The organism is Ancylobacter sp. 3268, from assembly GCF_031456575.1.
Lineage (GTDB): Bacteria > Pseudomonadota > Alphaproteobacteria > Rhizobiales > Xanthobacteraceae > Ancylobacter.
Map to the genome: position 1 here is coordinate 217310 of NZ_JAVDUX010000002.1, position 23559 is coordinate 240868.

Genomic DNA, 23559 nt, shown 5'->3' on the forward strand with positions numbered 1-23559 from the left:
GCGGAGTTCATCGCCGCCTCCGCGGCGCCACGCAGTGCCTCCGGGAGAGAAAGGCGGGCCCACCGTCCCCTCCCGTCCGACACCAACCAGAGGACGAGAACCATGTCTTCCCGCACGCATGCCCCCCGCACGACCTCCCTCGCCCGCCTGAGGCGGCGCGCCCTCGCCGGCGCCGCCCTCATCGCCTTCGCCGCCGCCTCGCTCTCCCCCGCGGCGGCGGAGGAGAAGTGGTTCCCGATGAAGATCTACGACTCTTCCTCGGGCACGCCCAAGCCGGCCGAGTACACCCCGCTCGCCAAGGCCGAGAAGCCCTACAATATCTGCGTGCTGTTCCCGCACATGAAGGACAGCTTCTGGGTCGCGGTCGCCTATGGCGTGGTCAAGCAGGCCGAGGCGTCCAATGTGAACATGAATCTCTACGAGGCCGGCGGCTACGAGAACCTGCCCAAGCAGCTGTCGCAGTTCGACGACTGCATGGCGGCCAAGGCCGACGCCATCATCGTCGGCGCCATCTCCGGCGCCGGCCTGATGAAGAAGTTCGAGGAAGCCAAGGCCAAGGGCATTCCGGTGGTCGGCGTCACCAACCCGCTGCCGCCCAACGCCCTGCCGGCCGCCAACTATGTCGACTTCGTCGCCATGGGCGAGGTCACCGGCGAGGGCCTGCTGGCGCAGTCGAAGCCGGATGAGGAACTCAACATCGTCACCTTCCCCGGCCCGGCCGGCTCGGGCTGGGCGGAATCCTTCAACGAGGGCTTCAAGAAGGCGGTGTCGAAGAACCCCAAGGCCAAGATCCTCGGCGAGAAGTTCGGCGATTCCGGCGTCGCGGTGCAGCTGCAGCTGATCCAGGACGCGCTGCAGGCCTATCCCTCGATGAACGTCATCTGGGGCAGCGCGCCCACCGCCGAGGCCGCCATCGGCGCCGTCGCCGAGGCCGGCCGCACCGACATCAAGGTGATCTCCTCCTATGAGAACCAGGCGATGCTCGACGCGCTGAACCGCGGCGACATCCTCGCCTTCGCCACCCAGTACCCGGTCGGCGAGGGCGCCATCGCCATCGACCAGGCGATCCGGCTGATCGAGAAGAAGCCGGTGACCGCGCTGGTACAGCCGGTGGCGGCGGTGATCGACAAGACCACCGTGCCGAAGCTGCAGATGGACCTCGTGCTCGCGCCGGCGAGCTGGAGCCCGGTCTACTCGGTCAAGGCGAAGTAGCACCCCCACGGGCGACAGCACCGCGTCGAGGCTCCGTGCGTCCCCCGCGCACGGAGCCTCGCATGGGCGGGCAACGGCTTCGATCTCCTCATGGGGTGAGGATTCACGTGCGTCTTTCTTACCCTCTCCCCGTTGGGGAGAGGTGGCCCCGCAAAGCGGGGTCGGTGAGGGGCGACACGATTGGGAAGCGAAGAAAACCCCTCACCCCATCCTTCTCCGTCAAAATCGGATGTATCCGATTTTGACGGAGAAGGAACAGGCCGCGCCCGGCACAGCCTGACATGCGGGACGATGGGAGTGGCATGCCCCCTGCAATGAAGGCGGCCGTAGGAGAACGGATGAACATCAGCGTAGAGGCCGGACAGGCCGCCCCCCTGCTGGAGCTGAAGGGCATATCGAAACGCTTCACCGGCGTGCGTGCGCTCGATCACGTCGATCTCGACGTCCGGGCGGGCGAACTGCACGTGCTGTTCGGCGAGAACGGCGCCGGCAAGTCGACGCTGATCAACGTCATCTCCGGCACCTTCCCGCCGGACGAGGGCAGCTTCCACTTCGATGGCGAGGAGATCCGCCACCTCTCGCCGCAGCGGGCGCGTGCCATCGGCATCAGCCCGGTGTTCCAGGAGTTCTCGCTGGTGCCGAGCCTGACGGTGGAGGAAAACCTGTTCCTCGGCCGCGAGGTCTCCACCGGCGGCGTGCTGCGCGCCGGGGCGATGCGGAAAAAGGCCCGCGCCCTCATCGACGAGCTCGGCTTCGATCTCGATCCGGGCCGGCGCGTCGACGACCTCTCCCGCGCCCACCAGCAGATGGCGGAGATCGCCAAGGCCCTGCTCGGCAAGGTGCGCCTGCTCATCCTCGACGAGCCCACCGCCTCGCTCACCGAGCGCGAGACCGGCCGGCTGTTCGAATTGATCGCCAAGCTGAAAGCCCAGGGCGTCGGCCTCATCTATGTCTCGCACCGCATGCGCGAGATCCGCGCACTGGCCGACAGGGTGACGGTGCTGCGCGACGGCCGCCACATCCGCACCCTCGACGCCGCCAGGGTCACCGATGGCGAGCTGGTCGAGCTGATGACCGGCCGGCGCATCGACGTGCTGTTTCCCGCCATTCCGCACGCCCCCACCGGGGTGGCTGTTGATGTCGAGGGCCTCTCCCTTGCCGATGGCTCGGTGAAGGAGGTGAATTTCCACGCCCGGGCCGGCGAGATCACCGGAATTGCCGGGCTGGTCGGCTGCGGCAAGTCGGAGCTGGTGCGGGCGATCTACGGGCTGGAGCCAATGAGCGCCGGCACGGTCCGCATCGACGGCACGCCCTATGACGCGCCGGCCCCGCGCGCCAGCCTGACGCGCGGCATCGCCTATTTCCCGGCCAACCGGGTGGCGGAGGGGCTCGCTTTGTCGCGCCCCATCCGCGAGAACGCCTCGATGACGGCGCTGGACCTGCCCGGCTTCGCCCGCTTCGGCCTGCTGCGGCCGGGCAGCGAGCGCAGCCTGGTCGGCGCGGCGATGGAGCGGCTGAAGCTGCGCCCGCCCAATATCGAGCGGCCGGCGGGGGCGCTCTCCGGCGGCAACCGCCAGAAGGTGATGCTCGGCCGGGCACTGACCCGCGACCTCAAGGTCTTCCTGTTCGACGAGCCGAGCGTCGGCATCGATGTCGGCGCCAAGCTCGAGGTTTATGAGTTCATGAAGCAGCTGGTGGAGGCGGGCGCGGCGGTCATCGTCGTGTCCTCGGAACTGCCGGAGGTGCTGGCGCTGTCCAACCGCCTCTATGTCATGCATCACGGCCGCATCGCCGCCGAGCTCGCCGGCAGCGAGAAGACCGAGCAGAACGTGCTGGCCTCCTTCTTCAAGGAACATCTGGCGACGGAGGCGGCATGAACGCGCAAACCTCCTCCGCCAGCGCCTCCTCCGCCAACGCTGCCTCGGCCAATGCTCCCGCCCTCGCCGCCCGCCCCGGCATCGCCGCCTCCGGCCGCGGCCTTCTCGGCCGCATCGGCTTCCTGCCGGCGCTGCTGATCCTGGTGGTGGCCGGCATGTCGGCTATCGACCCGCAATTTTACGGGCCGATCAACATCCTCAACATCCTGCGCAACGCCTCCTTCCTCACCATCGTCGCCTGCGGGCAGGCGCTGGTGATCATCGCCGGCGGCTTCGACCTGTCGGTCGGCGCGGTGGTGGCGCTGGCCAGCGTGGTGACGGCCAAGACCATGGGCATGCTCGCCGCCGCCTTCCCCGGCAACGAGGCCCTCGTCATTGCCGGCGGCGTCGCCGCCGGGCTCGGCAGCGGCGCGGCGGTGGGGCTGGTCAACGGCCTGTGCGTCGCCCGGCTGAAAGTCTCCGGCTTCGTCGTCACCCTCGGCACCATGTCGGCGACGGCCGGGGTGGCGCTGATGATCACCTCGGGCATCCCGGTCTACGGCATGCCGCAGAGCTTCGTGCGCGAATTCGGCCGGGCCCAGTTCCTCGGCCTGCCGACCGCGATCTATGTGGCGCTCATCGTGCTGCTGGCGATGGTGTTCGTGCAGCGGCGCTCCCTGTTCGGCCGCTATGTCTACGCCATCGGCGGCAATGCCGACGCCGCCATCGTCTCCGGCGTCGGCATCCGCCGGCACCTGGTCGGCACCTATGTGCTGTCCGGCGTGCTCGCCGCGCTCGCCGGCATCCTGCTCACCGCCCAGGTCGGCTCCGGCCAGGCGAGCTTCGGCGGTGACCGCATGATGCTGCAATCCATCGCCGCCGCCGTCATCGGCGGGGTCAGCCTGCGCGGCGGCGTCGGGCGGGTGGAGATCGTCGCGGTCAGCGCGCTGTTCCTCACCATTCTCGGCAACGCCCTCAACCTGCTCCACATCGATTCGCGCCTGCAGCCGGTGTTTCTCGGCGTCATCATGGTGGCGGCGGTGGCGCTGGACGAACTCGGCCGGCGGAGGAAAGCCCGTGTCTGACGTCTCCCCCTCCCTGCCCTCGCCGGCCGATCGCCGCGCCGCCCTGTCGGCCCTGCTGTGGCAGGCGGCACTGCCCATCGCCCTGATCGTGCTGCTGCTCGGCTTCGCGGCGGTGGATTCCGCCGTGCTCACGCCGGGCAATCTGGTCAACATCGCGCAGCAGGCGAGCTACCTCGCCCTGTTCGCCATGGCGCAGACGGTGGTGATCCTCACCCGCGGCTTCGACCTCGCTCTGGGACCAACCGTCTCCATGGTCAGCGTCGGCGCGGCGCTGGCCATGGCGGCCGGGGTCGCCGGCGGGCAGGAACCCGGCATCGTGCTGCTGATGGGGCTGGCGGCCGGCTTCGCCCTCGGCGCCGCCTGCGGCGTGTTCAATGGCGTCGTCGTCGCCTATCTCGGGGTCAGTCCCTTCGTGGCGACGCTGGGCAGCTACAACATCGCCATCGGCGTCGCCACCACCATCTCCGCCGGGCGGCCGGTGCAGGGGGTGCCGGATCTGTTCTCGCACCTGCTCTATGGCGGCAGCCTGTTCGGGGTGCCGGCGGCGATCGTCATCGCGGTGATGGTCGGCATCGGGCTGCACCTCGTGCTGACCCGCACCGTCTATGGCCGCGCGCTCTACGTCATCGGCACCAATCCCCGCGCCGCCGCAGTGGCGGGACTGCCGGTGAAGCGGCTCTTGGTGGCCACCTATGTGCTGTGCTCCAGCCTCGGCGCTCTCGGGGCGCTGATGATGACGGCGCGCACCGGCTCGGGCGAGCCCAATCTCGGCGGCTCGCTGTCGCTGCAGGCCATCGCCGCGGCGGTGGTGGGCGGCACCAGCCTCGCCGGCGGGCGCGGCGGGGTGGGCACAGCCGTGGTCGGCGCGCTGTTCGTCACCATCCTGTCGAACGGAATGAACCTCGCCCGCATCGATGGCTATGTGCAGATGGTGGTGCTCGGCGCCATCGTCATCGCCGGCGTCGTGCTCGACCGGCTGCGGCTGGAACGGCGCTGATGCGGGAAATCGGCCGCATCGGACAGATCGTCCTCACCATACACCTCACCCTACCGACCGGACATCGCCGCCACCGGCCCTCGGAGGTATCTCGATGATGCCACGGATTCCCCCTTCGCTCTACGTCGCCCCCTCCCTGGATACCGCCATCGACGCCCTCGCCGAGCGCGGAGCCGAGGGGGCGCCGCTGGCCGGCGGCACCTGGATCATGCGCGCGCCGATCCGCCATGAAAGCCTGCGCCCGGCTTATGTCGGGCTTGGCCGCATCCCGGAACTGACCCGGATCGAGATCGGGGACAGCCATGCCGCCATCGGCGCCGGCGTCACCCATGTCCGGCTCGCCGAGGCTCTCGCCGACGCACCGGACCTGCAGGTGCTCGCCGAGGCGGCCGGCCGCTCCGCCAATCCCGCCGTGCGCCGCGCCGCCACCCTCGGCGGCAATCTGTGCGCCTCGGATTTCGCCGCGGCCGACCTGGTCCCGGCGCTGCTCTGCCTCGACGCCGAGGTCGAAATCCGCTCGCGCGCGGGAACAGAGCGTCTGGCACTTGGAAAATTTCTCTCGATCCGCCAATCACTTGATCCGGGCCAGTTGCTGGCTCGCGTCCTCATTCCGCGCGCGCCAGGCCGGAGCGCCCATGCTCGCCTGCCGCTGCGCAAGGCGGGTGATTACCCGACCGCCATCGTCAGCCTTTCGGTGACGTCCGACGCCGCCGGGCGGGTCGCCCAATTCCGCATTGCCGTCGGCTCGGTGGAGACGGTGGCGCGCCGCTGGACCCGCCTCGAGGCGGCGCTCGCCGGCGCGCCGCTCAACGCCGGCATCGCGCATCGCCTCGCCACCGAGCTTGCGGGCGAGTTCACCGGCCGCGACGGGGTGGAGGCGCCGGGCTGGTACCGGGTCTCGGTGCTGCCGGCGCTGGTCCGCCGTGCCGTCGCCGCACTTCATTGATCCGGACAGGAGATCACCATGCCGATCCACATGACGGTCAACGGCGAATCCAGGCGCTCTCTCGCCAACCCGCTGACGCCGCTGGTCGACGTGCTGCGCGAGGAGTTTCATCTGACCGGCGCCAAGCCGGTGTGCCGCGAAGGTTTTTGCGGCGCCTGCACCGTGCAGCTGGACGGCGAGCCGGTGGTTTCCTGTCTCACCCCGGCCGGACTGGCGGAGGGATGCGAGATCCGCACCATCGAAGGGTTGTCGGCCGGCGGACGGCTCAACCCGGTTCAGGCGAAGCTCGCGGAACATGATGCCGTGCAGTGCGGCATGTGCTTTCCCGGCATGGTGGTCACACTGACGCATTTTCTCGCCCACACGCCACGCCCGAGCCGCGACCAGGTACGCGCCGCCCTCACTGGCAACGCGTGCCGCTGCACCGGCTATGAGCGCATCGTCGCCGCCGCGCTCGACGCCGCCGGCGCATGAAGGAGGCCGTGATGACGATCGATGCCGTCATGGAATTTCGCCGCCGCGACGCCGGCGACAAGCTCACCGGCCGCACGCGCTACACCATCGACCGCACCCATGCCGGCATGCTGCATGCCGCGGTGCTGCGCGCGCAGGTGCCGTCGGGACGCATCGTGCGCCTCGATGTGGCCAAGGCCGCCGCCCTCCCGGGCGTCCGTGCCGTGGCGACGGCGGCCGATGCGCCCGGACGCGTCGGCATCGGCATCGCCGATCATTCACTCTTCGCCGAGGATGTGGTGCGCTATATCGGCGAACCGTTGGCCGCCATCGCCGCCGACACACTGGAGCAGGCGCAGGCGGCGCTGGAGGCGATCGAGGTCGAGATCGTGCCGTTGCCGGCCGCCTTCACCATGGAGGAGGCGCTGGCGCCCGATGCTCCGCTGCTGCATGCGGAATGGCAGAACTACGAGGTGCTGCTGGAGGGCGGCGCGCGCGCCGGCAATGTCGCCTGGGAGGCGACGGTGGTGCGCGGCGACGTCGATGCCGCCTTCGCCCGGCCGGACGTTACCGTGGTCGAGAGCACGTTCCGCGTCGGGCGGCAGAACCACATGGCGTTCGAGCCGCGGGCGGCGGTGGCCAATTACGACGAAGCCCGTTTCCATATCGAGACCTCGACCCAGGTGCCCTGGACGGTACGCAACGCCACAGCGCGCTTCCTCGGCATTCCGGCCTCGCAGGTGCGGGTGACGGTGCCCCCCGTCGGCGGCGCCTTCGGGCTCAAATTCGACATCGCTATCGAGCCTTTCGCCGCGCTGCTGGCGAAGATGAGCGGGCGGTCGGTGCGGCTGGTCAACTCCCGCGAGGAGGAGATGCTCACCTGCCTGTTCCGCGAGAATGCCGAGATCCGCATCCGCTCGGCGGTGACGCCGGCCGGCGAGATCGCCGGGCGCGAGGCGGTGGTGCTGATGGATTGCGGCGCCTATGGCGGCGAGCAGATCTTTCTCACCACCATGACCGCCCACACGCTGGGCGGCAACTACAAGCTCGGCGCGACCCGCCTCGCCTCCCGCGCCATCTACACCAATACCGCGCCGAACGGCGCCTTCCGCGCCTGCAACGGCGTCTACAATACCTTTGCGCTGGAGCGGCACACCGACGAGATCGCCGCCGCCATCGGCATGGACCCGCTGGAGTTCCGCCGACGCAACGTGCTCGGCGACGGCGATTTCGGCGCAACCGGCCAGGTGTTCGAGGGCGACGTCTTGCGCCCGATGCTGGACCGCATGGAAGCGCTGCGCGCCGCCGCGCCCTCGCGCGACCCGCAGGACGGGCGCCTTTACGGGCGCGCGACCACGGTGGGCACCTGGTTTGTCTTCGTCGGCCCCTCGGCGGCGACGGTGAACATGAATGCCGATGGCAGCGCCACGCTGGTCACTTCCGGTGTCGAGATCGGCTCCGGCTCGATGATGCAGAGCCTGCCGCAGATCGTCGCCGCGACGCTCGGCATCCGGCCGGAGGATGTGGTGGTGCGTCAGGCCGATACCGATGCCGCCGGCTACGATGTCGGCGTCGGCGGCGGCCGGCAGACCGTCTCGCTTGGCGCCGCCAGCCTCCAGGCGGCGCAGGAGGTGCGCGGCAAGCTGCTGGCCTGTGCCGCACAGATGCTCGACGCCGCACCCGACGATCTCGTCATGGAGGACGGTCGGATGGAGATCGCCGGCCCCAATGGAGCTGGTTTCACAATCGCCGAGGTAGCGGCCCGCGCACAGGCATTGACGGGCCCGATTGCCGGCACCGGGGCGTTTACCCGCAAGGGCGTGCCGGCCATGCCCGGCTGCACCGCCGGGCATTTCATCGATGCCATCGACATTCCAATCTTCGCCGTCCACGACTGCGAGGTCGCCGTCGACCCCGACACCGGCCATGTCGAGGTGCTGAGCTATCGCGTGGTTCAGGATGTGGGGCGGGCGCTGAACCGCAGCGCCATTGGCGGCCAGATCCAGGGCGGCGTGGTGCAGGGCCTCGGCTATGCGCTGCATGAGGAAGTATCGATCGACGCGCAGGGTCGGATCTGCCAGAGCGGTTTCGAGACTTATCGCGTGCCGCTCGCCTCCGACGTCGTGCCGGTCGAGGTCGAGCTGTTCGAAGGCGCCCCATCCCTCGGGCCGCTGGGCACCAAGGGAGCGGGCGAAGTTCCTATCCTCAATGTCGGAGCGAGCGTCGCCTGCGCCGTGGCGAATGCAACCGGCGCCCGTGTGCAGGAATTGCCGCTGACCCCGCCGCGCGTGCTGGCCATGCTGCTGGGCAGGCAGGGCGAGCTCGCCTTTCCCCATATTCGACAGGCATGGGAGGACAATCTGGTGCGCCCCCACGGCGGCGAGGCGGGCTGAGGCCAACCCTCCTCCGTCCCGCACGGCCATCGGCCCGCCGATCTTCATGCCAGATCGTTGACAACGTTCAGAAAGCTTGCGGAACCGAAGCATGGATTGATAGGCTCCGGCCGTCCCCGGAGGCCGTGCACCATCGGCCTGCCTCCTTCATGCTCCTGGAGATCGCTCACCGTGGCAGCCAACCGCGGGACGGCGTTTTCCTGTAAGGTCATCCATGATTGAAGTCCTGCTGCTGCTGATCGGTGCCCGGGTCATTCGTGCCAAATGGTGGGTCATCGGCCTCGTCGGACTGGCATGGCTGCTGATGGGCGTCCTCATCCTCGTCAACGCGCTCAGCGACGAGCGGCGCATTCCGCCGGTCTGGTTCACCGTGCCGCTGCTGCTCGATGCCGGAGCCTCGCTGATCGCCGGCTTCACCGGCACCGGCACCCGACGCGCCCTGCGCTTCAGCAAGGCCGGCATCCTGGTCGCCATCTCCCTGCTCATCATTCTCCGCCCCTGGGGAAGCGATATGCTGGTCGGCCTCCTCGTCGGCACCTTCCTGGTCACCGATGCGAGCTTCCGGGCGGCCAGCGCCTGGGTGGTACGGTTCCCGCGCTGGCGGGGCTCGCTCGTCGCCGCAGGCATCGAGTTTCTGCTGGGTCTCTGGTCTTTCCTTCCCTGGCCGACAGGCTGGCAGGGCGAGGTGGGCGAGGATGTCGGCACGCTGATGATCGTCACCGCCTACGGCCTGCTCGTCACCGCGCGACGGCTCCGGCGCCTGCCGGAAAACATGCCGATCGCCCGCATCCTCAGCGACGGCTGGCCGCGCGGCGGTACGGCGGCTCCCGATACAGGGCAACTGCCCGCCGCTCCCGCCTACGGCACCGTCACCGTGCATGTGTGGACGCCGACGGGCGATCTGGTTGGGCTGAGCCGCGGCATCGCCCGCTATGTGGCGGCGCTGGACGAGCATGGCGTGGTCTCCACCGGCCACGCGGCGCTGGAAGCCGGACCGGACATCTATATCAGCCATTATCCGGCGGTGGAGATCGACCGCGACGGCGCGCAGTTCACCCGCATCCTGCGCGCCACCCGGGAAAACGACGTGCCCGGCAAGTTCCAGCCCAGCTACACCTATGAAAGCGCCGAATGGTGCCCCTCGAGCTGGCAGGTCGAGCTCGCCGGCCTCGATATCGAGGCGCTGCGTGCGTTCTGGGCGAGTTACCGCCAGGAAACCACCTACAATCTCACCAACCGCAACTGCTCCAGTTCGGTGGCTAAGGCCCTCGACGCCGCCGTCGAAGGCCTTTTTGCCGAAGAGGTGCGCTCGCCGTGGTTCCTCGCGCGGCTTTTGATGCTACCGGAGTTCTGGGCAGCCGGCGTCATCAGGCGCCGCGCCGAGCTGATGGCCTGGACGCCGGGCCTGGTGCTGGACTATGCGCGAGCCTTGTCTGCCATCATCGAGCTGCCGGAGCGCATGGGTCGGGGAATTCGGCGCGCCAAGGCTCAGCAAGCCGTTTAGGGAACCTGGACCATCGCCGCGCGCGGCCCTGGTCCGGAGGGGGAGATCGACGACATGCAGCCGGAAGCCGGAAGCACCATCCTGGCCCGTATCGCCATCATCGCCACCGCCACGATTTTCGGGCTTACCTATAGCCTGAGCGCTGCGCTGATCGCGCTCGATCTCGCTGAAAGAGGCCTGAGCGAAGCATTGATCGGTGCCAATGCCGCCATGCATGCGATAGGCGTGCTGCTCATGGCCTTTCTGCTGCCGCGCCTCACGGCATTTTTCGGCCTGCGGCGCTCGGTGATCGGCTCGCTGCTGCTGGCCGCGCTGCTGCTTTGCATTTTCCCCGCCATGCCGCTGGTCTGGCTGTGGTTCCCGCTGCGCATCCTGCTCGGCGCCGCCTCCGAGGTTCTCTTCGTCCTGTCGGAGACGTGGCTGAACGCCCTGAGTTCGGAGTCCTCGCGCGCGCGCACCATGGGGGCCTATACCGCCGCCATGTCGGTCGGCTTCGCCCTCGGCCCGCTGATCCTGTCGATTGCCGGCTCCGAAGGATTCCTGCCTTACGGAATCGGCGCCGGCCTCGCCGCATGCGCGGCGGCGTTTGTGATATCGCCCAGCATTGTGGCTCCCGTGATCGAGCAGCCGCATCACAGCAATCCGTTCCGCTACATCCGTCTCGCGCCGGTCGCCATGGCCGCGACGGCGCTGAACGCGGCGGTCGAAACCGCCGGCCTGACCTTCCTGACGCTCTATGCGATGTCGGTGGGCTGGCAGGAGGCGCAGGCGACTCAGCTCATGACCTGCATGATGTTCGGCGCCATCGTGCTGCAGCTGCCGATCGGCTGGCTGGGCGACAAGATGGACCGCCAGTCGCTCATCATCGGGCTCGCCGTGCTCTCCGCCATCGGCGCGGCGGCGTGGCCGTGGGCGCTTGAGGCCCAATGGGCGATCTATCCGCTACTGTTCGTCTGGGGCGGCCTGTTCGTCGGCATCTACACGATGATGCTGACCATCGTCGGCAGCCGCTTCTCCGGCAGCGATATCGTCGGCATCTATGCCGGCATGGGACTGTTCTGGGGCGTGGGCGCCCTGCTCGGACCGACCATGGCCGGCGTCGCCATGCAGGCGACGACGCATGGATTGGTGGCCTTCGTGGCGCTGGCCTGCGCCCTGTTCGCCATCGCCGCGCTGATGTTCCGCTCGCCGCCGGAAGCGACGACGCTGCGCACCGAGCCGTGAAGTTTCGCCGTCCCAAGACGGAACGCCGGATACTGGAGTTCGATCGTGAGTTTGAGTGATCTGTTCGAGAGCTGCGACGCCGTCGCGCTGGCCGATCTGGTACATCGGCGGGAGGTGACCCCCACCGAACTTCTCGACGAGGCGCTGCGACGGGTCGACGCTCTCAATCCGCGGCTCAACGCCGTCGTGATGCAGCGGGAAGACGTCGCGCGCCGCCTCATCGCCGAGGGGTTGCCCGATGGCCCGCTCAAGGGCGTGCCCTTCCTGCTGAAGGATCTGGGTGCCGAGGCGATCGACTTTCCGTCCAACAACGGTTCGCGACTGTTCGCCAATACGCATTATGGCCAGGATTCGGCGATCTATGTGCGGTTGAAGATGGCCGGCCTAGTCACCTTCGGACGGACCACCTCGCCGGAAGGCGGCGTCGGGCCGACCACCGAGGCGGCGGTCTATGGCGGGCCGACGCGCAACCCTTGGAATCCGGACCACACGCCGGGCGGCTCCTCCGGCGGGGCGGCGGCGGCCGTCGCCTCCGGCATGGTGCCCGTGGCGCACGGCTCGGACGGCGGCGGCTCGGTCCGCATTCCGGCTTCAAGCTGCGGCCTGTTCGGCTTCAAGGCCACCCGCGCCCGCCTGCCGGACGGCCCCTATGTCGGCGAAGGCTGGGCCGGTATGGCGATCGACGGCTTCCTGACCCGCTCGGTGCGCGACACCGCCGTACTGCTCGATGCCACCCACGGCTCCGATCTCGGCGCGCCCTATGCGGCGCCACCGCTGGAAGCTTCGTTCGGCGCCGCGCTGGGCCGGCAGGACAAGCCACTGCGCATCGCCTTCATCCCGACCAATCTCACCGGCGAGGCGATCCATCCCGACTGCCGTGCCGCCGTCGAGAAGGCGGCGCGGCTGCTGGAAGACTTCGGCCACCAAGTTGAGGAAGCTCGCCTCGATGCCGATACGTCCGGCATGATGGTCGCCTGGACAAAGGTGATCGCCTGCGGCACGGCACTTTCGGTCGAGAGCGCGGTGCGCCGGCGCGGCCGCCCGCTTGCCGAGGACGAGATCGAGAACGTCGCCCGCACCGCCATCGCCTATGCCCGCACGGTGAGCGGCGCCGACTACCTCGAGGCGGTCAACAAGGTGCATGCCTATGGTCGCGAATTGGCCGGCTTCTTCCAGCGTTACGATCTGCTGCTGACGGCAACCCTGGCCGAACCGCCGGCAAGGCTTGGGCGCTTCAACCACCTCGGCAAGAACTATGTCGACTACCGGATGGCCCCGGGAATGGTGTTCGCCTATTCGCCGTTCACCGCCGCCTTCAATGCCTCTGGCCAGCCGGCGGCCTCGCTGCCGCTGCATTGGACCGAGGACGGGCTGCCGGTCGGGGTTCATCTCGCCGCCGGCTTCGGCCGTGACGAATTGCTGCTCGGTGTCTGCGCCCGCATCGAGGAGGCGGCGCCGTGGTTCCAGCGCCGCCCGCCGATCAGCTACGCCGCGCTGCGCTCATAGGTGATCTGGCCGCCACAAAGCGTGGCGGCCACCTTCATCGCGTCGATCTCGTCGGGCGCGGTCGCCTCGATATCGCCGTCGAGTATGACGATGTCGGCCACCGCACCCGGCCGGAGCACGCCCTTGCTCGCTTCGGCAAACTCGGCAAACGCGCCGTCGCGGGTAAAGCCGGCAATCGAATCGACGAGGCTCTGCCGCTCGTCCGGCGCGCCTTCAAATACCGGGCCGCGCGTTACGGCGGTGCGGATGCCCAGCAGCGGATCGAGCGGCGCCACAGGCCAGTCGCTGGCGAACACCAGGCGGGCGCCAGTGGTGCGGATGGTCTGCCAGGGATAGGCCAGCATCATCCGCTCGCGCCCGATCATGGAGAGGATCGGCTCCGGCGGATAATACCCCCCCGGCGCGTGGGTCGGCTGCATCGAGGCGATGACACCGAGCTCGGCGAAACGGCCAAGGTCACGCGGGGCCAGCACCTCGATATGTTCGATGCGATGGCGGCTGTCGCGCGCGCCATTGGCGCGCCGTGCCGCCTCATAGCCGTTGAGCGTGCGGTTTACCGCCAGATCGCCGATGGCATGGACGGTGATCTGGAAGCCAAGACGGTCGATTTCGGCACAGATGGCGTCGAACTCGTCCTGCTCGAAATAAGAGGCGCCGCGCACGCCCGGCGAGCCGATATAGTCCTCGAACATGTGAGCGGTGGTGGATTCGACCACGCCATCCATGAAGATCTTCACGAAATCGGCCTTCAGCCGGTCGGAGCGCCAGCGCGACCGCATCTCCACCGCCTTTTCAAGCTCGGAAAGCGCCATGCCCGGCGTAAAACGAAACGGCACCCGCCCGCGCACGATCAATTCGCCTGCCGCCTCGATCTCTCCCAACAATTCCAGCTGGTAGAAATTACCGTCCATGTTGTGGAAGCTGGTAATGCCGAGCGAGGCGCAATAAGCGAGCCCCTGCTTGATGATCCCCTTGTCGACAGCGCGGTCGGCGGCGGTTGGCGGGGTCTTCGGCTCGTGACCGGCAAGGCCGAGCATTTCGCGACCGCCGGTCGGCGTCAGCGCCGAGATCGGCGCCATGGCCTCGAATTCCCGCAACTCGCCGGCGGCAAGCCCGTCGGCACCCATGACGATCTCGTTGCCTGGCGGCAAATCCCTCCCGTGGAGAATGCCGGCAGCCTCGAGCGCCTTGGTGTTCGCCCACATGGTGTGATGGTCGCTGGCGAACAAGGCGAGCGGCCGGTCCGGCAATACGCGGTCGAGCAGTTGGCGGGTGATCGGCTGATCGTCGCCGAACATGAAATAGGCCGCCTGCTCGGCGATCAGCACATTGGACGCATCGGAACGGGCCCGTTCGCGAATCGCCGTCGCAATCTGCTCGAAGCCGGCGAAGCCGGCGAGCGACAGGCTGGCGAGCTGGGCTCCGCCGGTGAAAAGATGAATATGGCTGTCGATGAATCCGGGCAGCACGCTGGCGCCACCGGCATCGATCCGCCGGACCGGGGAGCCGGCAATCTCCGTCACCTCGGCGCGCGAGCCGACGGCGAGAATGCAGCCGCCTCTCAGGGCGATCGCCTCGGCGAAAGGCCGTGTAGGGTCCATGGTGAGGATGCGGGCGTTCTCGATGATAATGTCGGCGCTCGGCAAGGGTTGCTCCTCAAATCGACTGGCCAAAAATATGATCACATTCTTAGCCGGCCTGCTTGCCCGCCGCCAAGCCGTCCCATAGGCTGGTTTCAACAACAACGGCCCAGGGCATCGCCCGAGGCCTCCAGAGAACGGCAATAACCAACGGGTGAATGATGCCGGAGCCTGCCACGGCACAGGACAAGCGCGTCGCAATCGAAGCCAAGGGAATCGTCAAGCAATTTGGGGAAGGCCCCGGCGCGTTGCGCGCGCTCGACAATGTGTCGCTCGCCATACGCGAGAACGAGTTCTTCACCCTGCTCGGCCCTTCCGGCTGCGGCAAGACCACTCTCCTCCGGCTGATCGCCGGCTTCGAGTACCCCTCCGAAGGCGCCATCCTGCTCGATGGACAGGATATTGCCGGCCTGCCCCCCTTCAAGCGGCCGATCAACACCGTCTTCCAGAGCTACGCCCTGTTCCCTCACCTCACCGTGTGGGAGAACGTGGCCTTTGGCCTGCAGATGCTCGGCCGGCCGAAGGGCGAGATCGCAGCCCGCGTGGCCGAGATGCTGAAGCTCGTGCACATGGAAGAACTTGCCCGGCGCCGCACCGACCAGATATCCGGCGGCCAGGCCCAGCGCGTCGCACTTGCCCGGGCGCTGGCGCCGGCGCCCAAGGTTTTGCTGCTCGACGAACCGCTCTCGGCGCTCGACTACAAGCTGCGCAAAGAGATGCAGATCGAATTGAAGCGGCTGCAGCACGAGACCGGCATCACCTTTGTCTTCGTCACCCACGACCAGGAAGAAGCGCTCACCATGTCCGACCGCATCGCGGTCATGTCGAAGGGCAAGGTGAGGCAGATCGGCTCGCCCTGGGACATCTACGACAAACCGGCCGAACGCTTCGTCGCCGACTTCATCGGCGAAACCAATTTCCTCACTGCAGCCGTCACCGGCATCTCCAACGGTGTCGCCAATGTGCGGCTGAAGTCGGGTACCGACATCCTTGCCACCATCGCCGAAGGCTTCCAGCCGAAGGGTGATGCCACCATCGTGGTGCGGCCGGAGCATGCGCGGGCCGTGGCGCAGGGCGGCCAGCTCTCCGGCATGGTGGAGAACATCGTCTATTTCGGCACCGACACGCATATCCATGTGCGTCTCGGCGAGGACGACCTGTTTACCGTGCGACAACAGAACAGCCGCGCCCAGTCCTGTGGCTTTGCGATCGGCGACCGGGTCGGCATCGAGATCGCGGCGGATGCCGCGCAAGTGCTGCGGGATTGACGATGGCAACCGCGGCAGAGATCGCCCAGCGCGCCGAGCACGAAAGCATCCGCCGCCGCTGGCTGTTGTCGGCGCCGGCGCTGATCATCGTCTTCCTCGCCGCCATCGGCCCGCTTTTCGTCATGCTTGCCTATTCATTCATGGCGAAGGGCGATTATGGCGATGTGAAGTTCGGGCAATACTCGCTCGACGGCTGGTTCTCCGTGCTGTTCCAGCGCGACATGTTCGACGACACCGTCACCTTGGCCGACGCGCACCTGTCGATCCTGTGGCGCTCGGTGAAACTGTCGATCATCACCACGCTTGCGACCTTGGCGCTGGGCTTCCCCACCGCCTATTTCATCGCCACGCGGCCGCGCCGTTCCCGGGAAATCTGGGTATTCCTCATCACCATCCCGTTCTGGACCAACCTGCTCATCCGCACCTTCGCCATGCAGCAGGTGATCCGCAACGAGGGTATCCTCAACACCATATTGCGGGGGCTCGGCGTCATCGATCAGCCGCTGCAGATCATGTACACCGACTGGGCGATCCTGTTCGGCATGGTCTATGTCTATCTGCCGCTCATGGTGTTGCCGCTCTATGCCAGCATGGAGAAGCTCGATTTCCGGCTGATCGAGGCCGGCTACGACCTCTACGCCAGCCGCTGGGCGGTACTGCGACGGATCATCATTCCGCTGGTCAAGCCCGGCATCGTCGCCGGTTCGATCCTCGTCTTCGTGCCCTCGCTCGGCGCCTATGTGATTCCACGGGTGCTGGGTGGCGGCAAGAACCTGATGCTCGGCAACCTCATCGAGTTGCAGTTCGGCGCCGGCCGCAACTGGCCGCTCGGCGCCGCCATTTCCATCACCCTGATGGTGCTGGTGATGGTCGCCATGCTTTTTTATGTGCGCAACGCGTCGCGCACGGGGGCGGGACATGGCTGAATTCCGCTTGACCAAAGCCCGCTTTGACATCCGCGCCCAGCCCGGCTTCGCCTTCCTCGCCCTGTTCACCTTCGCACTGCTCTATCTGCCGATCATCACTCTGGTGGCCTATGCCTTCAACGATTCGGAGTCGCTGACCGCCTGGGGCGGCCTCTCCTTGCGCTGGTTCGCCGATGCCGCCGCCAATACGGCGGTGCAGGATGCGGCCTGGCGTTCGCTCGTCATTGCGCTGAGCGCGGCCATCTTCGCCACGACCGCCGCGACCATGGCGGCGATCGCCACCACGCGCACCGCCGCCTATCGCGGGCTCGGGGTCAAATATGCTTTCATCAACCTGCCCTTGATGGTGCCAGAGATCGTCACCGCGGTCGCGCTCCTCATCGTGTTCGCGCGCGTCAAGGTATGGACCGGCTATTCCGGGCTCGGCTATCTGATCCTCGCCCACACCGCGTTCTGCATCCCCTTCGCCTACCTGCCGATCCGCGCCCGGCTCGAAGGCATGGACAGCGCTCTCGAACGGGCCGCCGCCGACCTCTACGCGACGCCATGGAACGTGTTCCGCCGGGTGACGCTGCCGCTGCTGCGCCCCGGCATCATCGCCGGCTTCATGCTGGCCTTCGTCATTTCGCTCGACGACGTCGTCATCACCGAATTCGTCAAGTCGGGCGGCCAGGACACCCTGCCGACCTATATGCTCGGGCAGCTCCGCCGCGCCGTGACGCCCGAGGTCAACGCCATCGCCACCGCCTTCCTCGCCTTGTCGGTGCTGCTGGTGACAGCCTTCTTCTTCATCAACCGCAAGAAGACCTGACAAAACCAGGTCTCACGACAACCTGACGGAGACGGGAACCATGAACTGGAAGATGACGGCGGCAGGCGCGATGGTCGCGATCCTTGGCTTTGCCGGCAGTGCCGCAGCCGAAGGTGCACTCAACATCTACAACTGGGGCGATTACACCAGCCCCGAGATGATCAAGAAGTTCGAAGACAAGTACAAGGTCAAGGTTACCGTCACGGACTACGATTCCAACGACACCGCGCTCGCCAAGATCCGCGCCGGCGGTCATGGCTTCGACATCGTCGTGCCCTCGGCCAATTACGTGCCGATCTGGATCAAGGAAGGCCTGCTGCTCGAGGCGCGGCCGGACCAGATGTCGAACTTCAAGAATGTCGACGAGCGCTGGGTGAATGTGCCGTGGGATCCGGGCCGGCACTACACGGTTCCGTGGCAGTGGGGCCTCAGCGGCATCGGCGTCAACAAGAAGGTCTATGGCGGGGACGTCAATACCTCGGCGATCTTCCTCGATCCGCCGAAGGAACTGATCGGCAAGATCAATGTCGAGCCGGAGATGAGCGACGTCCTGTTCGCCACCATCAAGTATCTCGGCGGCGACTGGTGCACGACCGACAAGGAAATCCTGAAGAAGGCCCGCGACACCCTGGTGGCCGCCAAGCCGAAATGGCTTGCCATGGACTACAGCGTAACCGAAAAGCTGCCCTCGGGCGATTATGCCGGCGTGTACTACTGGAACGGCGCCATCCTGCGCTCGCGCCTGAAGAACCCGGATATCGTTTTCGGCTATCCGAAGGAAGGCTATCCGCTGTTTATGGACAGCGTCGCGATCCTGAAGGACGCCAAGAATGTCGAGAACGCCAAGCTGTTCATGAACTTCATCATGGAGCCGGAGAACGCCGCGCTGATTTCGTCCTTCGCCAAATATGCGAATGGAATCAAGGGGTCCGATCAGTTCCTGCCGGCCGACATGAAGGACGCGCCCGAACTCGTCATCCCCGAGCAGTTCAAGAAGGCCGGCGAGTTCCTTGCCACCTGCGCGCCGGAGGTCAACGAGCTCTATACCCGCATCTGGACCGACGTGAACAAGTAATGTGATGCCAGGAGGCCGGGCGATGCCCGGCCTCTTCTTTCCGGCGCGGCGCTATTCCTTGCCGCCAGCCTCCGCATAGGCCTTTTGCAACTTGTCGAGCTCCGGGCAGCCGGTCCGGCAGAAGATCTTCAAGGTGACGAGATTCTCCTTCGCCTTGTCGAGCCTGCCAGTGGCGATGAATAATTCGCCTTGATATTCAATGGCCTGGCGATGTGTGGGGTCGAAATAGATCGCCTCGCGGTACCAGCGGTCGGCTTCGTCATAGCGCTTCAGCTGCCGCAGGCTGTAGCCGAGCAGGTTGAACACGTCGGCATGGCGCACCCGCGTCGCGAGGTCGCCCAGCTCGGCGGCCGCTTTTTCGTAGTCGCCGGAATAGATTAGCGCGCGGATCGGGGCGAGGTCCGGCAGGGCGTCGGAGGGCGGGGTATCGACCGCGCCCGCCGCCGTGGCGGCACCCATCATCAACGCCAAGACGCCCGCACGGGCAAACCCCACCCAGCCCCGCCAGCGGGTATGGTGAGGTGTACGATGAGGCCGGATGCCGGGCCAAGGCGTCCGGTCCGTGCGGAACGCTCTCCGCGCGGCATCGGCAGGCATGACCGCGCCGCCCATACTGCCGCCCATGCCGCCGCTCATGCCGCCGCCACATGCACGGCGACCTCGCCCATCTCCCGCAGGATGTCCCGCTTGATCGCAGCGAAGACGGCGCTGCCGCGGTCGCGCCGATGCGGCAGGTCGACGGTGATCTCCTTGACGATGCGGCCGGGATTGGCGGTCATCACCAGCACCCGGTCGCTGAGATAGATCGCCTCGTCGACATCGTGGGTCACCAGGATCATGGTGGTCTTCTCGATGCGCCAGATGCTGAGCAGTTCCTCCTGCAACCGCAGCCGGGTGAGCGCGTCCAGCGCCCCGAGCGGCTCGTCGAGCAGAAGGATTTCCGGCCGGCCGACAAGGCCGCGGGCGATGGCGGCGCGCTGCGCCATGCCGCCGGACAGCTGGTAGGGGTAGACCTTCTCGAAACCGCGCAGCCCCACCAGCGCGATGTGCTCGGCGATGGTGCGCTTCTTCTCCTCGGCGCCGAGACCGGCATTCTCCAGGCTGAGGCCGATATTCTGCTCCAGCGTCAGCCAGGGCAGCAGGCGATGGTCCTGGAAGACGATGCCGCGATCGAGGCTGGTGCCACGGATCGGTTCGCCATGCAGGCGGATGGTGCCGGCATAGTCGTCGTCGAGCCCGACCACCAGGCGCAGTATGGTGGACTTGCCGCAGCCGCTCGGGCCGACGATGGACACGAACTCGCCATTGGCGACGTCGATATTGATGCGATCGAGAATCTTCAACGGGCGGCCGTCGACGTCGTAATGCTTCTCGACGTCGCGGATTTCGAGGTTGCCGCGTGCGGTCATGAGGTGAGAGACTCCAGCGCTTCGTCGAGATAGGAGGCGTCGGCCCAGTCGCGGCTGTCGAAATCACGGCTGATGTAGCCGTGCTCGACCAGGAAGCGCTTCTGAAGGTCGATGCCGGCGAGCTTGCGCGGCGTCAGCGCCGGCAGGAAATCGGTGCCGGCGATGGCGGCGGCGGTGTCGGCGACACGCGGGTGATAGGTGACGCGGTGCAGGATCGCCGCCCCGGCCTCGCGATTGCCGTCGAGCCAGCGGGCCGCCCGCGCGGTGGCACGCAGGAAGGCGACGACGATGTCACGGTTCGCCCTGGCGAAATCGGTGTTCACGGTGAGCGCATAGGGACTGTTGGAGACCTGCAACGCCCAGTCGGGATGGCGGGAGAAATCCTCCACCTGCTTGAACCCGCCGGTCCGCTCCAGCCCGAGCGCGCGGCCGTGGCTTGCGAAGATGGCATCGACCTCGCCGGCCTGCAGCGCCCGCGCTTCGGGCGTGAAGACGAGATCGCCGCGCCGCTTCGCCCATAATTCGGACGGACGCGAGGCCTCGCCGAAGCCGCGGTCGTCATTGGCGATATCGACGATCTCCACATCGGCGCGTGACAGGCCGGCGAGCGCCAGCGCTTTCAGGATCCCCTGCTCGGAGGTCGCCCGCCACCAGTCGATCTTGGCGGGGTTGGCGCTGCGCGACAGCCCGAAGCGCCGGCCCTTCAGCGCCGCGACCCTGCGGGCGGCATCGTCCGCCCGCACCACGATGGTGCCGCCGTGCTGCGTTTCGGTGAGGCCGATCAGCGTGGTGTCGACATTGTCGGCCTTGGCCCAGATCGAGGGGATATTGCCGCCGTCGCGGAACAGATGCGCGAAGCGATGGCTGAAATGCGGGAGATAGCCCTGTTCCACCGGGAGCGAGCGCAGATAGGACAAGGACGCGCCGATCCGGCGCAGCTCTTCCTCGATCCATCCGAACTCCTGCGCCACATTGGACGCCACGAAGGTCGGACAGATGGTGTACCAGGCTTCGCGGGCGCCGACCTTGACGGGGGCGGGTGCGGAAGCCGAAGGGCGTTCGAGAATGTCGACCATGATTTCCGTCCCCCGCATCAGCCGCGCCGCAGCGACGTGACGGCCTCTTCCAGATAGGAAGAATCCGCCCATTCGTTCACGTCGACATCCCCCGCGATGTAGCCATGCGCCCGCAGGAAATCCGTCTCCAGCCGCAGGCCGGCAAGGTTCTGCGCCGACAGGTTCGGCACCAGATCGAAGTCGCGCAGCGCGCGGGCGATGGCGTCGCGGTCGGCATAGATGGTGGTGCGGTAGAAGATGTCGGCCGCCGCCTCCGGATGGGCGTTGATCCAGCGGCCGGCCCGGATGGAGGCGCGCAGCCAGGCCACCACGATATCGCGATTGGCCTTCGCGAACTCAGTGCTTACCGTGAGGGTACGCGGGGCGTTGGCGATGCGCAGCGTCCAGTCCGGGTAGCGATCGAGATCCTCGATGACCCGGAAGCGACCGGTCTGGGTGAGACGGATATCGACGCCGATGGAATAATCGTAGATGGCGTCGATGGTGCCGGCGTCCAGCGCCCTCGCCTCCAGGGTCAGTTCGTCCTGCCTGGTGGCGCGGCGCTGCGCCCAGATGCCGGCCGGGGTATCGGCGGGCGCCTCGGTGTGGGCGTCGGCATCCTCGATGTCGACGATCTCGACGTCCCTGCGGTCAAGCCCGTGGAGCGCAAGGACGGCGAGGATGCCATGCTCGCCGGTGGCGCGGCGATGGTCGATCTTCTCGTTGCGCTGGCTCTTGTAGAGGCCGAAGCGGCGGCCCTTGAGGTCGGCGACGCGGTGGATGTCGGAATCGGTGCGCACCAGCACCTTGCCGGCCGGCTGCGCCTGGGTGAGGCCGAGCAGCACGGTGGGGCGAAGATCGGCCTTCGACCAGATCGCCGGGCTGTTGCCGCCATCGCGCAGCAGTCGGCCGGAATCGTGGTTGTAGTGCGCCGGCCAGGCGACGTCCGAGAGCGCCGAGCGCAGATAGGTCGGCTTCGCGCCGACCCGGCCGAGTTCGTCATGGATCCAGCCGAGCTCCAGCGCCACGTTGGACGCCACCAGCACCGGGCAGATGGTGTAGATGAGCTCGCGCAGCACCGGGGTGGCGTTGGCCTCTATCGAACGGTCGACGGCGATGGTCATGGCGTTGTGTCCTGTGAAAGTTGGGGTGCCTCCCTCTCCCCGTCGGGGAGAGGGGTGGGGTGAGGGGTCTTCGAGGCTTCCCCATCGCGCGTCCCCCCTCACCGACCCGCTTCGCGGGCCACCTCTCCCCAATGGGGAGAGGGCAAGTCAAAGAGACCGTGGGGATTTCTCAGCCGTCGAAGCCCTGCTTCCAGCGCAGCACGAAGCGTTGCAGCAGCAGCATGAGGCGGTCGATCACGAAACCGACGAGACCGATGATCACCATGCAGACGATGAGCTGATCGGTCATCAAGAGGTTCTGGGCGCGGAAGATCAGGTAGCCGAGGCCCTCCTGCCCGCTGAGGCCTTCTGCGGTGACCACCAGCGCCCAGGCGACGCCGGCGGCATAGCGCAGACTGACCATGATGCTGGGCACCGCGCTCGGGATCACCACCCGGCGGATCAGCTGGCTGCGCGTCAGCGTGAGCACCTTGGCGAGCTCGATATGGCTCTTCTCGACATTGCGGATGCCCTGCAGCGTGTTGAGGAACACCGGGAAGAACACCGACTTGGCGATGACGAGGATCTGCGCCGGGGCACCGAGGCCGAGCCACAGCACGATGAGCGGCAGCCAGGCGACGCCGGGGATGTGGCGGATGCTGTCGAAGGTGGGGCCGAAGAAGCGCTCGACATTGGCGGACAGCCCCGCCGCCACGCCGAGCACCACCGCGGCGATGGAGCCGTAGACGAAGGCCTGGCTGACAATGTTGATCGAGCGCAGGAAGTCCTGATGCAGCGACTGGCGCGTCACCATGGCGACGAAGGCTTCCACCGTCGCCAGTGGCGAGGGCAGGAACACCGCCGGCACCCAGGACAGCCAGGAGGCCAGCGACCAGGCGATCAAAAGCCCGATCGGCAGGATGACGCCGATGGAGCGGCGGCCGGCGGGACGGCGCGCCGTGCGGGCCGGAGACGGGGCCTGCGCACCCGCATAGGGGTGGCGGACGCCGAAAGTGGAGGTGGTTGCGTCGGTCATGATGATGCCGGCTCGCCTTTGGCGGCCGCCACGCCGCGGACGGAGGAACCGCCCCGGCGT

At 67.3% G+C, this 23559-nt stretch carries 20 protein-coding genes; 14 read left to right on the forward strand and 6 right to left on the reverse strand.

Annotation, left to right across the window (positions count from 1 at the left end; all coding sequences use genetic code 11):
• Positions 1–102: 102 nt before the first annotated feature.
• The 10 genes from torT to J2X65_RS03300 all read left to right on the forward strand — a co-directional run bounded on the left by torT (position 103) and on the right by J2X65_RS03300 (position 13176).
• Positions 103–1212: a TMAO reductase system periplasmic protein TorT gene (torT, locus tag J2X65_RS03255; RefSeq protein WP_310197929.1), complete on the forward strand. Its 1110-nt coding sequence runs from the start codon at positions 103–105 to the stop codon at positions 1210–1212.
• 338 nt (positions 1213–1550) lie between these two features.
• The gene (locus tag J2X65_RS03260; RefSeq protein ID WP_310197932.1) at positions 1551–3089 is read left to right on the forward strand and encodes a sugar ABC transporter ATP-binding protein; all 1539 of its coding nucleotides are present in this window, start codon (positions 1551–1553) and stop codon (positions 3087–3089) included.
• Complete coding sequence (locus J2X65_RS03265; RefSeq protein ID WP_310197935.1) at positions 3086–4153, forward strand: ABC transporter permease; 1068 nt, start codon at positions 3086–3088, stop codon at positions 4151–4153. The genes J2X65_RS03260 and J2X65_RS03265 overlap by 4 nt, the downstream gene beginning before the upstream one ends.
• A complete protein-coding gene (locus J2X65_RS03270; RefSeq protein WP_310197938.1) occupies positions 4146–5150 on the forward strand; it encodes an ABC transporter permease in 1005 nt (334 codons plus the stop codon). The genes J2X65_RS03265 and J2X65_RS03270 overlap by 8 nt, the downstream gene beginning before the upstream one ends.
• Positions 5151–5244: 94 nt before the next feature.
• The gene (locus J2X65_RS03275) at positions 5245–6096 is read left to right on the forward strand and encodes an FAD binding domain-containing protein (protein ID WP_310197941.1); all 852 of its coding nucleotides are present in this window, start codon (positions 5245–5247) and stop codon (positions 6094–6096) included.
• 18 nt (positions 6097–6114) lie between these two features.
• Positions 6115–6570, forward strand: coding sequence for a 2Fe-2S iron-sulfur cluster-binding protein (locus tag J2X65_RS03280; protein WP_310197944.1), 456 nt, complete (start codon positions 6115–6117; stop codon positions 6568–6570).
• An 11-nt stretch (positions 6571–6581) separates the two neighbouring features.
• On the forward strand, positions 6582–8942 hold the full coding sequence (locus tag J2X65_RS03285; protein WP_310197946.1) for a xanthine dehydrogenase family protein molybdopterin-binding subunit: 2361 nt from the start codon (positions 6582–6584) through the stop codon (positions 8940–8942).
• 214 nt (positions 8943–9156) lie between these two features.
• Positions 9157–10446 carry a protease gene (locus J2X65_RS03290; RefSeq protein WP_310197949.1) on the forward strand — a complete coding sequence of 430 codons (1290 nt, stop codon included), beginning with the start codon at positions 9157–9159 and terminating at the stop codon, positions 10444–10446.
• 54 nt (positions 10447–10500) lie between these two features.
• Positions 10501–11670, forward strand: a complete 1170-nt coding sequence (locus tag J2X65_RS03295; protein ID WP_310197951.1) for an MFS transporter — start codon at positions 10501–10503, stop codon at positions 11668–11670.
• A gap of 45 nt (positions 11671–11715) precedes the next feature.
• Positions 11716–13176: an amidase gene (locus tag J2X65_RS03300; RefSeq protein ID WP_310197954.1), complete on the forward strand. Its 1461-nt coding sequence runs from the start codon at positions 11716–11718 to the stop codon at positions 13174–13176.
• Here J2X65_RS03300 and J2X65_RS03305 read toward each other — a convergent pair.
• Positions 13155–14822 carry an amidohydrolase gene (locus J2X65_RS03305; RefSeq protein ID WP_310197957.1) on the reverse strand — a complete coding sequence of 556 codons (1668 nt, stop codon included), beginning with the start codon at positions 14820–14822 and terminating at the stop codon, positions 13155–13157. The two genes, J2X65_RS03300 and J2X65_RS03305, sit on opposite strands and share 22 nt — an antisense overlap.
• 155 nt (positions 14823–14977) lie before the next feature.
• On the opposite strand from J2X65_RS03305, the gene J2X65_RS03310 reads away from it, so the two are divergent.
• From J2X65_RS03310 to J2X65_RS03325, 4 genes are read left to right on the forward strand one after another with little or no spacing between them, the layout of a single operon-like run.
• Positions 14978–16084 (forward strand): ABC transporter ATP-binding protein, encoded by a 1107-nt coding sequence (locus J2X65_RS03310; RefSeq protein WP_310197960.1) that lies wholly within the window; start codon positions 14978–14980, stop codon positions 16082–16084.
• Positions 16085–16086: 2 nt separating this feature from the next.
• Positions 16087–17010, forward strand: coding sequence for an ABC transporter permease (locus tag J2X65_RS03315; RefSeq protein WP_310197962.1), 924 nt, complete (start codon positions 16087–16089; stop codon positions 17008–17010).
• Positions 17003–17821: an ABC transporter permease gene (locus J2X65_RS03320; protein WP_310197965.1), complete on the forward strand. Its 819-nt coding sequence runs from the start codon at positions 17003–17005 to the stop codon at positions 17819–17821. Before J2X65_RS03315 ends, J2X65_RS03320 begins: the two co-directional genes overlap by 8 nt.
• A gap of 40 nt (positions 17822–17861) precedes the next feature.
• Entirely contained in the window at positions 17862–18896 is a 1035-nt protein-coding gene (locus J2X65_RS03325; RefSeq protein ID WP_310197969.1) for an extracellular solute-binding protein, read from the forward strand.
• A 51-nt stretch (positions 18897–18947) separates the two neighbouring features.
• Here J2X65_RS03325 and J2X65_RS03330 read toward each other — a convergent pair whose 3' ends face one another.
• From J2X65_RS03330 to J2X65_RS03350, 5 genes are all read right to left on the reverse strand, one after another.
• Positions 18948–19532 (reverse strand): tetratricopeptide repeat protein, encoded by a 585-nt coding sequence (locus tag J2X65_RS03330; RefSeq protein ID WP_310197972.1) that lies wholly within the window; start codon positions 19530–19532, stop codon positions 18948–18950.
• The gene (locus J2X65_RS03335) at positions 19529–20305 is read right to left on the reverse strand and encodes an ABC transporter ATP-binding protein (RefSeq protein ID WP_310197975.1); all 777 of its coding nucleotides are present in this window, start codon (positions 20303–20305) and stop codon (positions 19529–19531) included. The genes J2X65_RS03330 and J2X65_RS03335 overlap by 4 nt, the downstream gene beginning before the upstream one ends.
• Positions 20302–21381, reverse strand: coding sequence for an ABC transporter substrate-binding protein (locus J2X65_RS03340; RefSeq protein ID WP_310197979.1), 1080 nt, complete (start codon positions 21379–21381; stop codon positions 20302–20304). Before J2X65_RS03340 ends, J2X65_RS03335 begins: the two co-directional genes overlap by 4 nt.
• A gap of 17 nt (positions 21382–21398) precedes the next feature.
• On the reverse strand, positions 21399–22484 hold the full coding sequence (locus tag J2X65_RS03345; RefSeq protein WP_310197982.1) for an ABC transporter substrate-binding protein: 1086 nt from the start codon (positions 22482–22484) through the stop codon (positions 21399–21401).
• Between the two features lie 169 nt (positions 22485–22653).
• Positions 22654–23499 (reverse strand): ABC transporter permease, encoded by an 846-nt coding sequence (locus tag J2X65_RS03350; protein WP_310197985.1) that lies wholly within the window; start codon positions 23497–23499, stop codon positions 22654–22656.
• Positions 23500–23559 lie beyond the last annotated feature (60 nt).

What these genes read in the sequence shown, in the direction of transcription:
- J2X65_RS03275 (WP_310197941.1), top strand. Translation starts at nt 5,245, where the DNA reads ATGATGCCACGGATTCCCCCTTCGCTCTACGTCGCCCCCTCCCTGGAT.
- J2X65_RS03340 (WP_310197979.1), bottom strand. Translation starts at nt 21,381, where the DNA reads ATGGTCGACATTCTCGAACGCCCTTCGGCTTCCGCACCCGCCCCCGTC.
- J2X65_RS03345 (WP_310197982.1), bottom strand. Translation starts at nt 22,484, where the DNA reads ATGACCATCGCCGTCGACCGTTCGATAGAGGCCAACGCCACCCCGGTG.
- J2X65_RS03320 (WP_310197965.1), top strand. Translation starts at nt 17,003, where the DNA reads ATGGCTGAATTCCGCTTGACCAAAGCCCGCTTTGACATCCGCGCCCAG.
- J2X65_RS03315 (WP_310197962.1), top strand. Translation starts at nt 16,087, where the DNA reads ATGGCAACCGCGGCAGAGATCGCCCAGCGCGCCGAGCACGAAAGCATC.
- J2X65_RS03280 (WP_310197944.1), top strand. Translation starts at nt 6,115, where the DNA reads ATGCCGATCCACATGACGGTCAACGGCGAATCCAGGCGCTCTCTCGCC.
- J2X65_RS03290 (WP_310197949.1), top strand. Translation starts at nt 9,157, where the DNA reads ATGATTGAAGTCCTGCTGCTGCTGATCGGTGCCCGGGTCATTCGTGCC.
- J2X65_RS03335 (WP_310197975.1), bottom strand. Translation starts at nt 20,305, where the DNA reads ATGACCGCACGCGGCAACCTCGAAATCCGCGACGTCGAGAAGCATTAC.
- J2X65_RS03350 (WP_310197985.1), bottom strand. Translation starts at nt 23,499, where the DNA reads ATGACCGACGCAACCACCTCCACTTTCGGCGTCCGCCACCCCTATGCG.
- J2X65_RS03330 (WP_310197972.1), bottom strand. Translation starts at nt 19,532, where the DNA reads ATGAGCGGCGGCATGGGCGGCAGTATGGGCGGCGCGGTCATGCCTGCC.
- J2X65_RS03295 (WP_310197951.1), top strand. Translation starts at nt 10,501, where the DNA reads ATGCAGCCGGAAGCCGGAAGCACCATCCTGGCCCGTATCGCCATCATC.
- J2X65_RS03285 (WP_310197946.1), top strand. Translation starts at nt 6,582, where the DNA reads ATGACGATCGATGCCGTCATGGAATTTCGCCGCCGCGACGCCGGCGAC.
- J2X65_RS03310 (WP_310197960.1), top strand. Translation starts at nt 14,978, where the DNA reads ATGCCGGAGCCTGCCACGGCACAGGACAAGCGCGTCGCAATCGAAGCC.
- J2X65_RS03260 (WP_310197932.1), top strand. Translation starts at nt 1,551, where the DNA reads ATGAACATCAGCGTAGAGGCCGGACAGGCCGCCCCCCTGCTGGAGCTG.
- J2X65_RS03265 (WP_310197935.1), top strand. Translation starts at nt 3,086, where the DNA reads ATGAACGCGCAAACCTCCTCCGCCAGCGCCTCCTCCGCCAACGCTGCC.
- torT (WP_310197929.1), top strand. Translation starts at nt 103, where the DNA reads ATGTCTTCCCGCACGCATGCCCCCCGCACGACCTCCCTCGCCCGCCTG.
- J2X65_RS03325 (WP_310197969.1), top strand. Translation starts at nt 17,862, where the DNA reads ATGAACTGGAAGATGACGGCGGCAGGCGCGATGGTCGCGATCCTTGGC.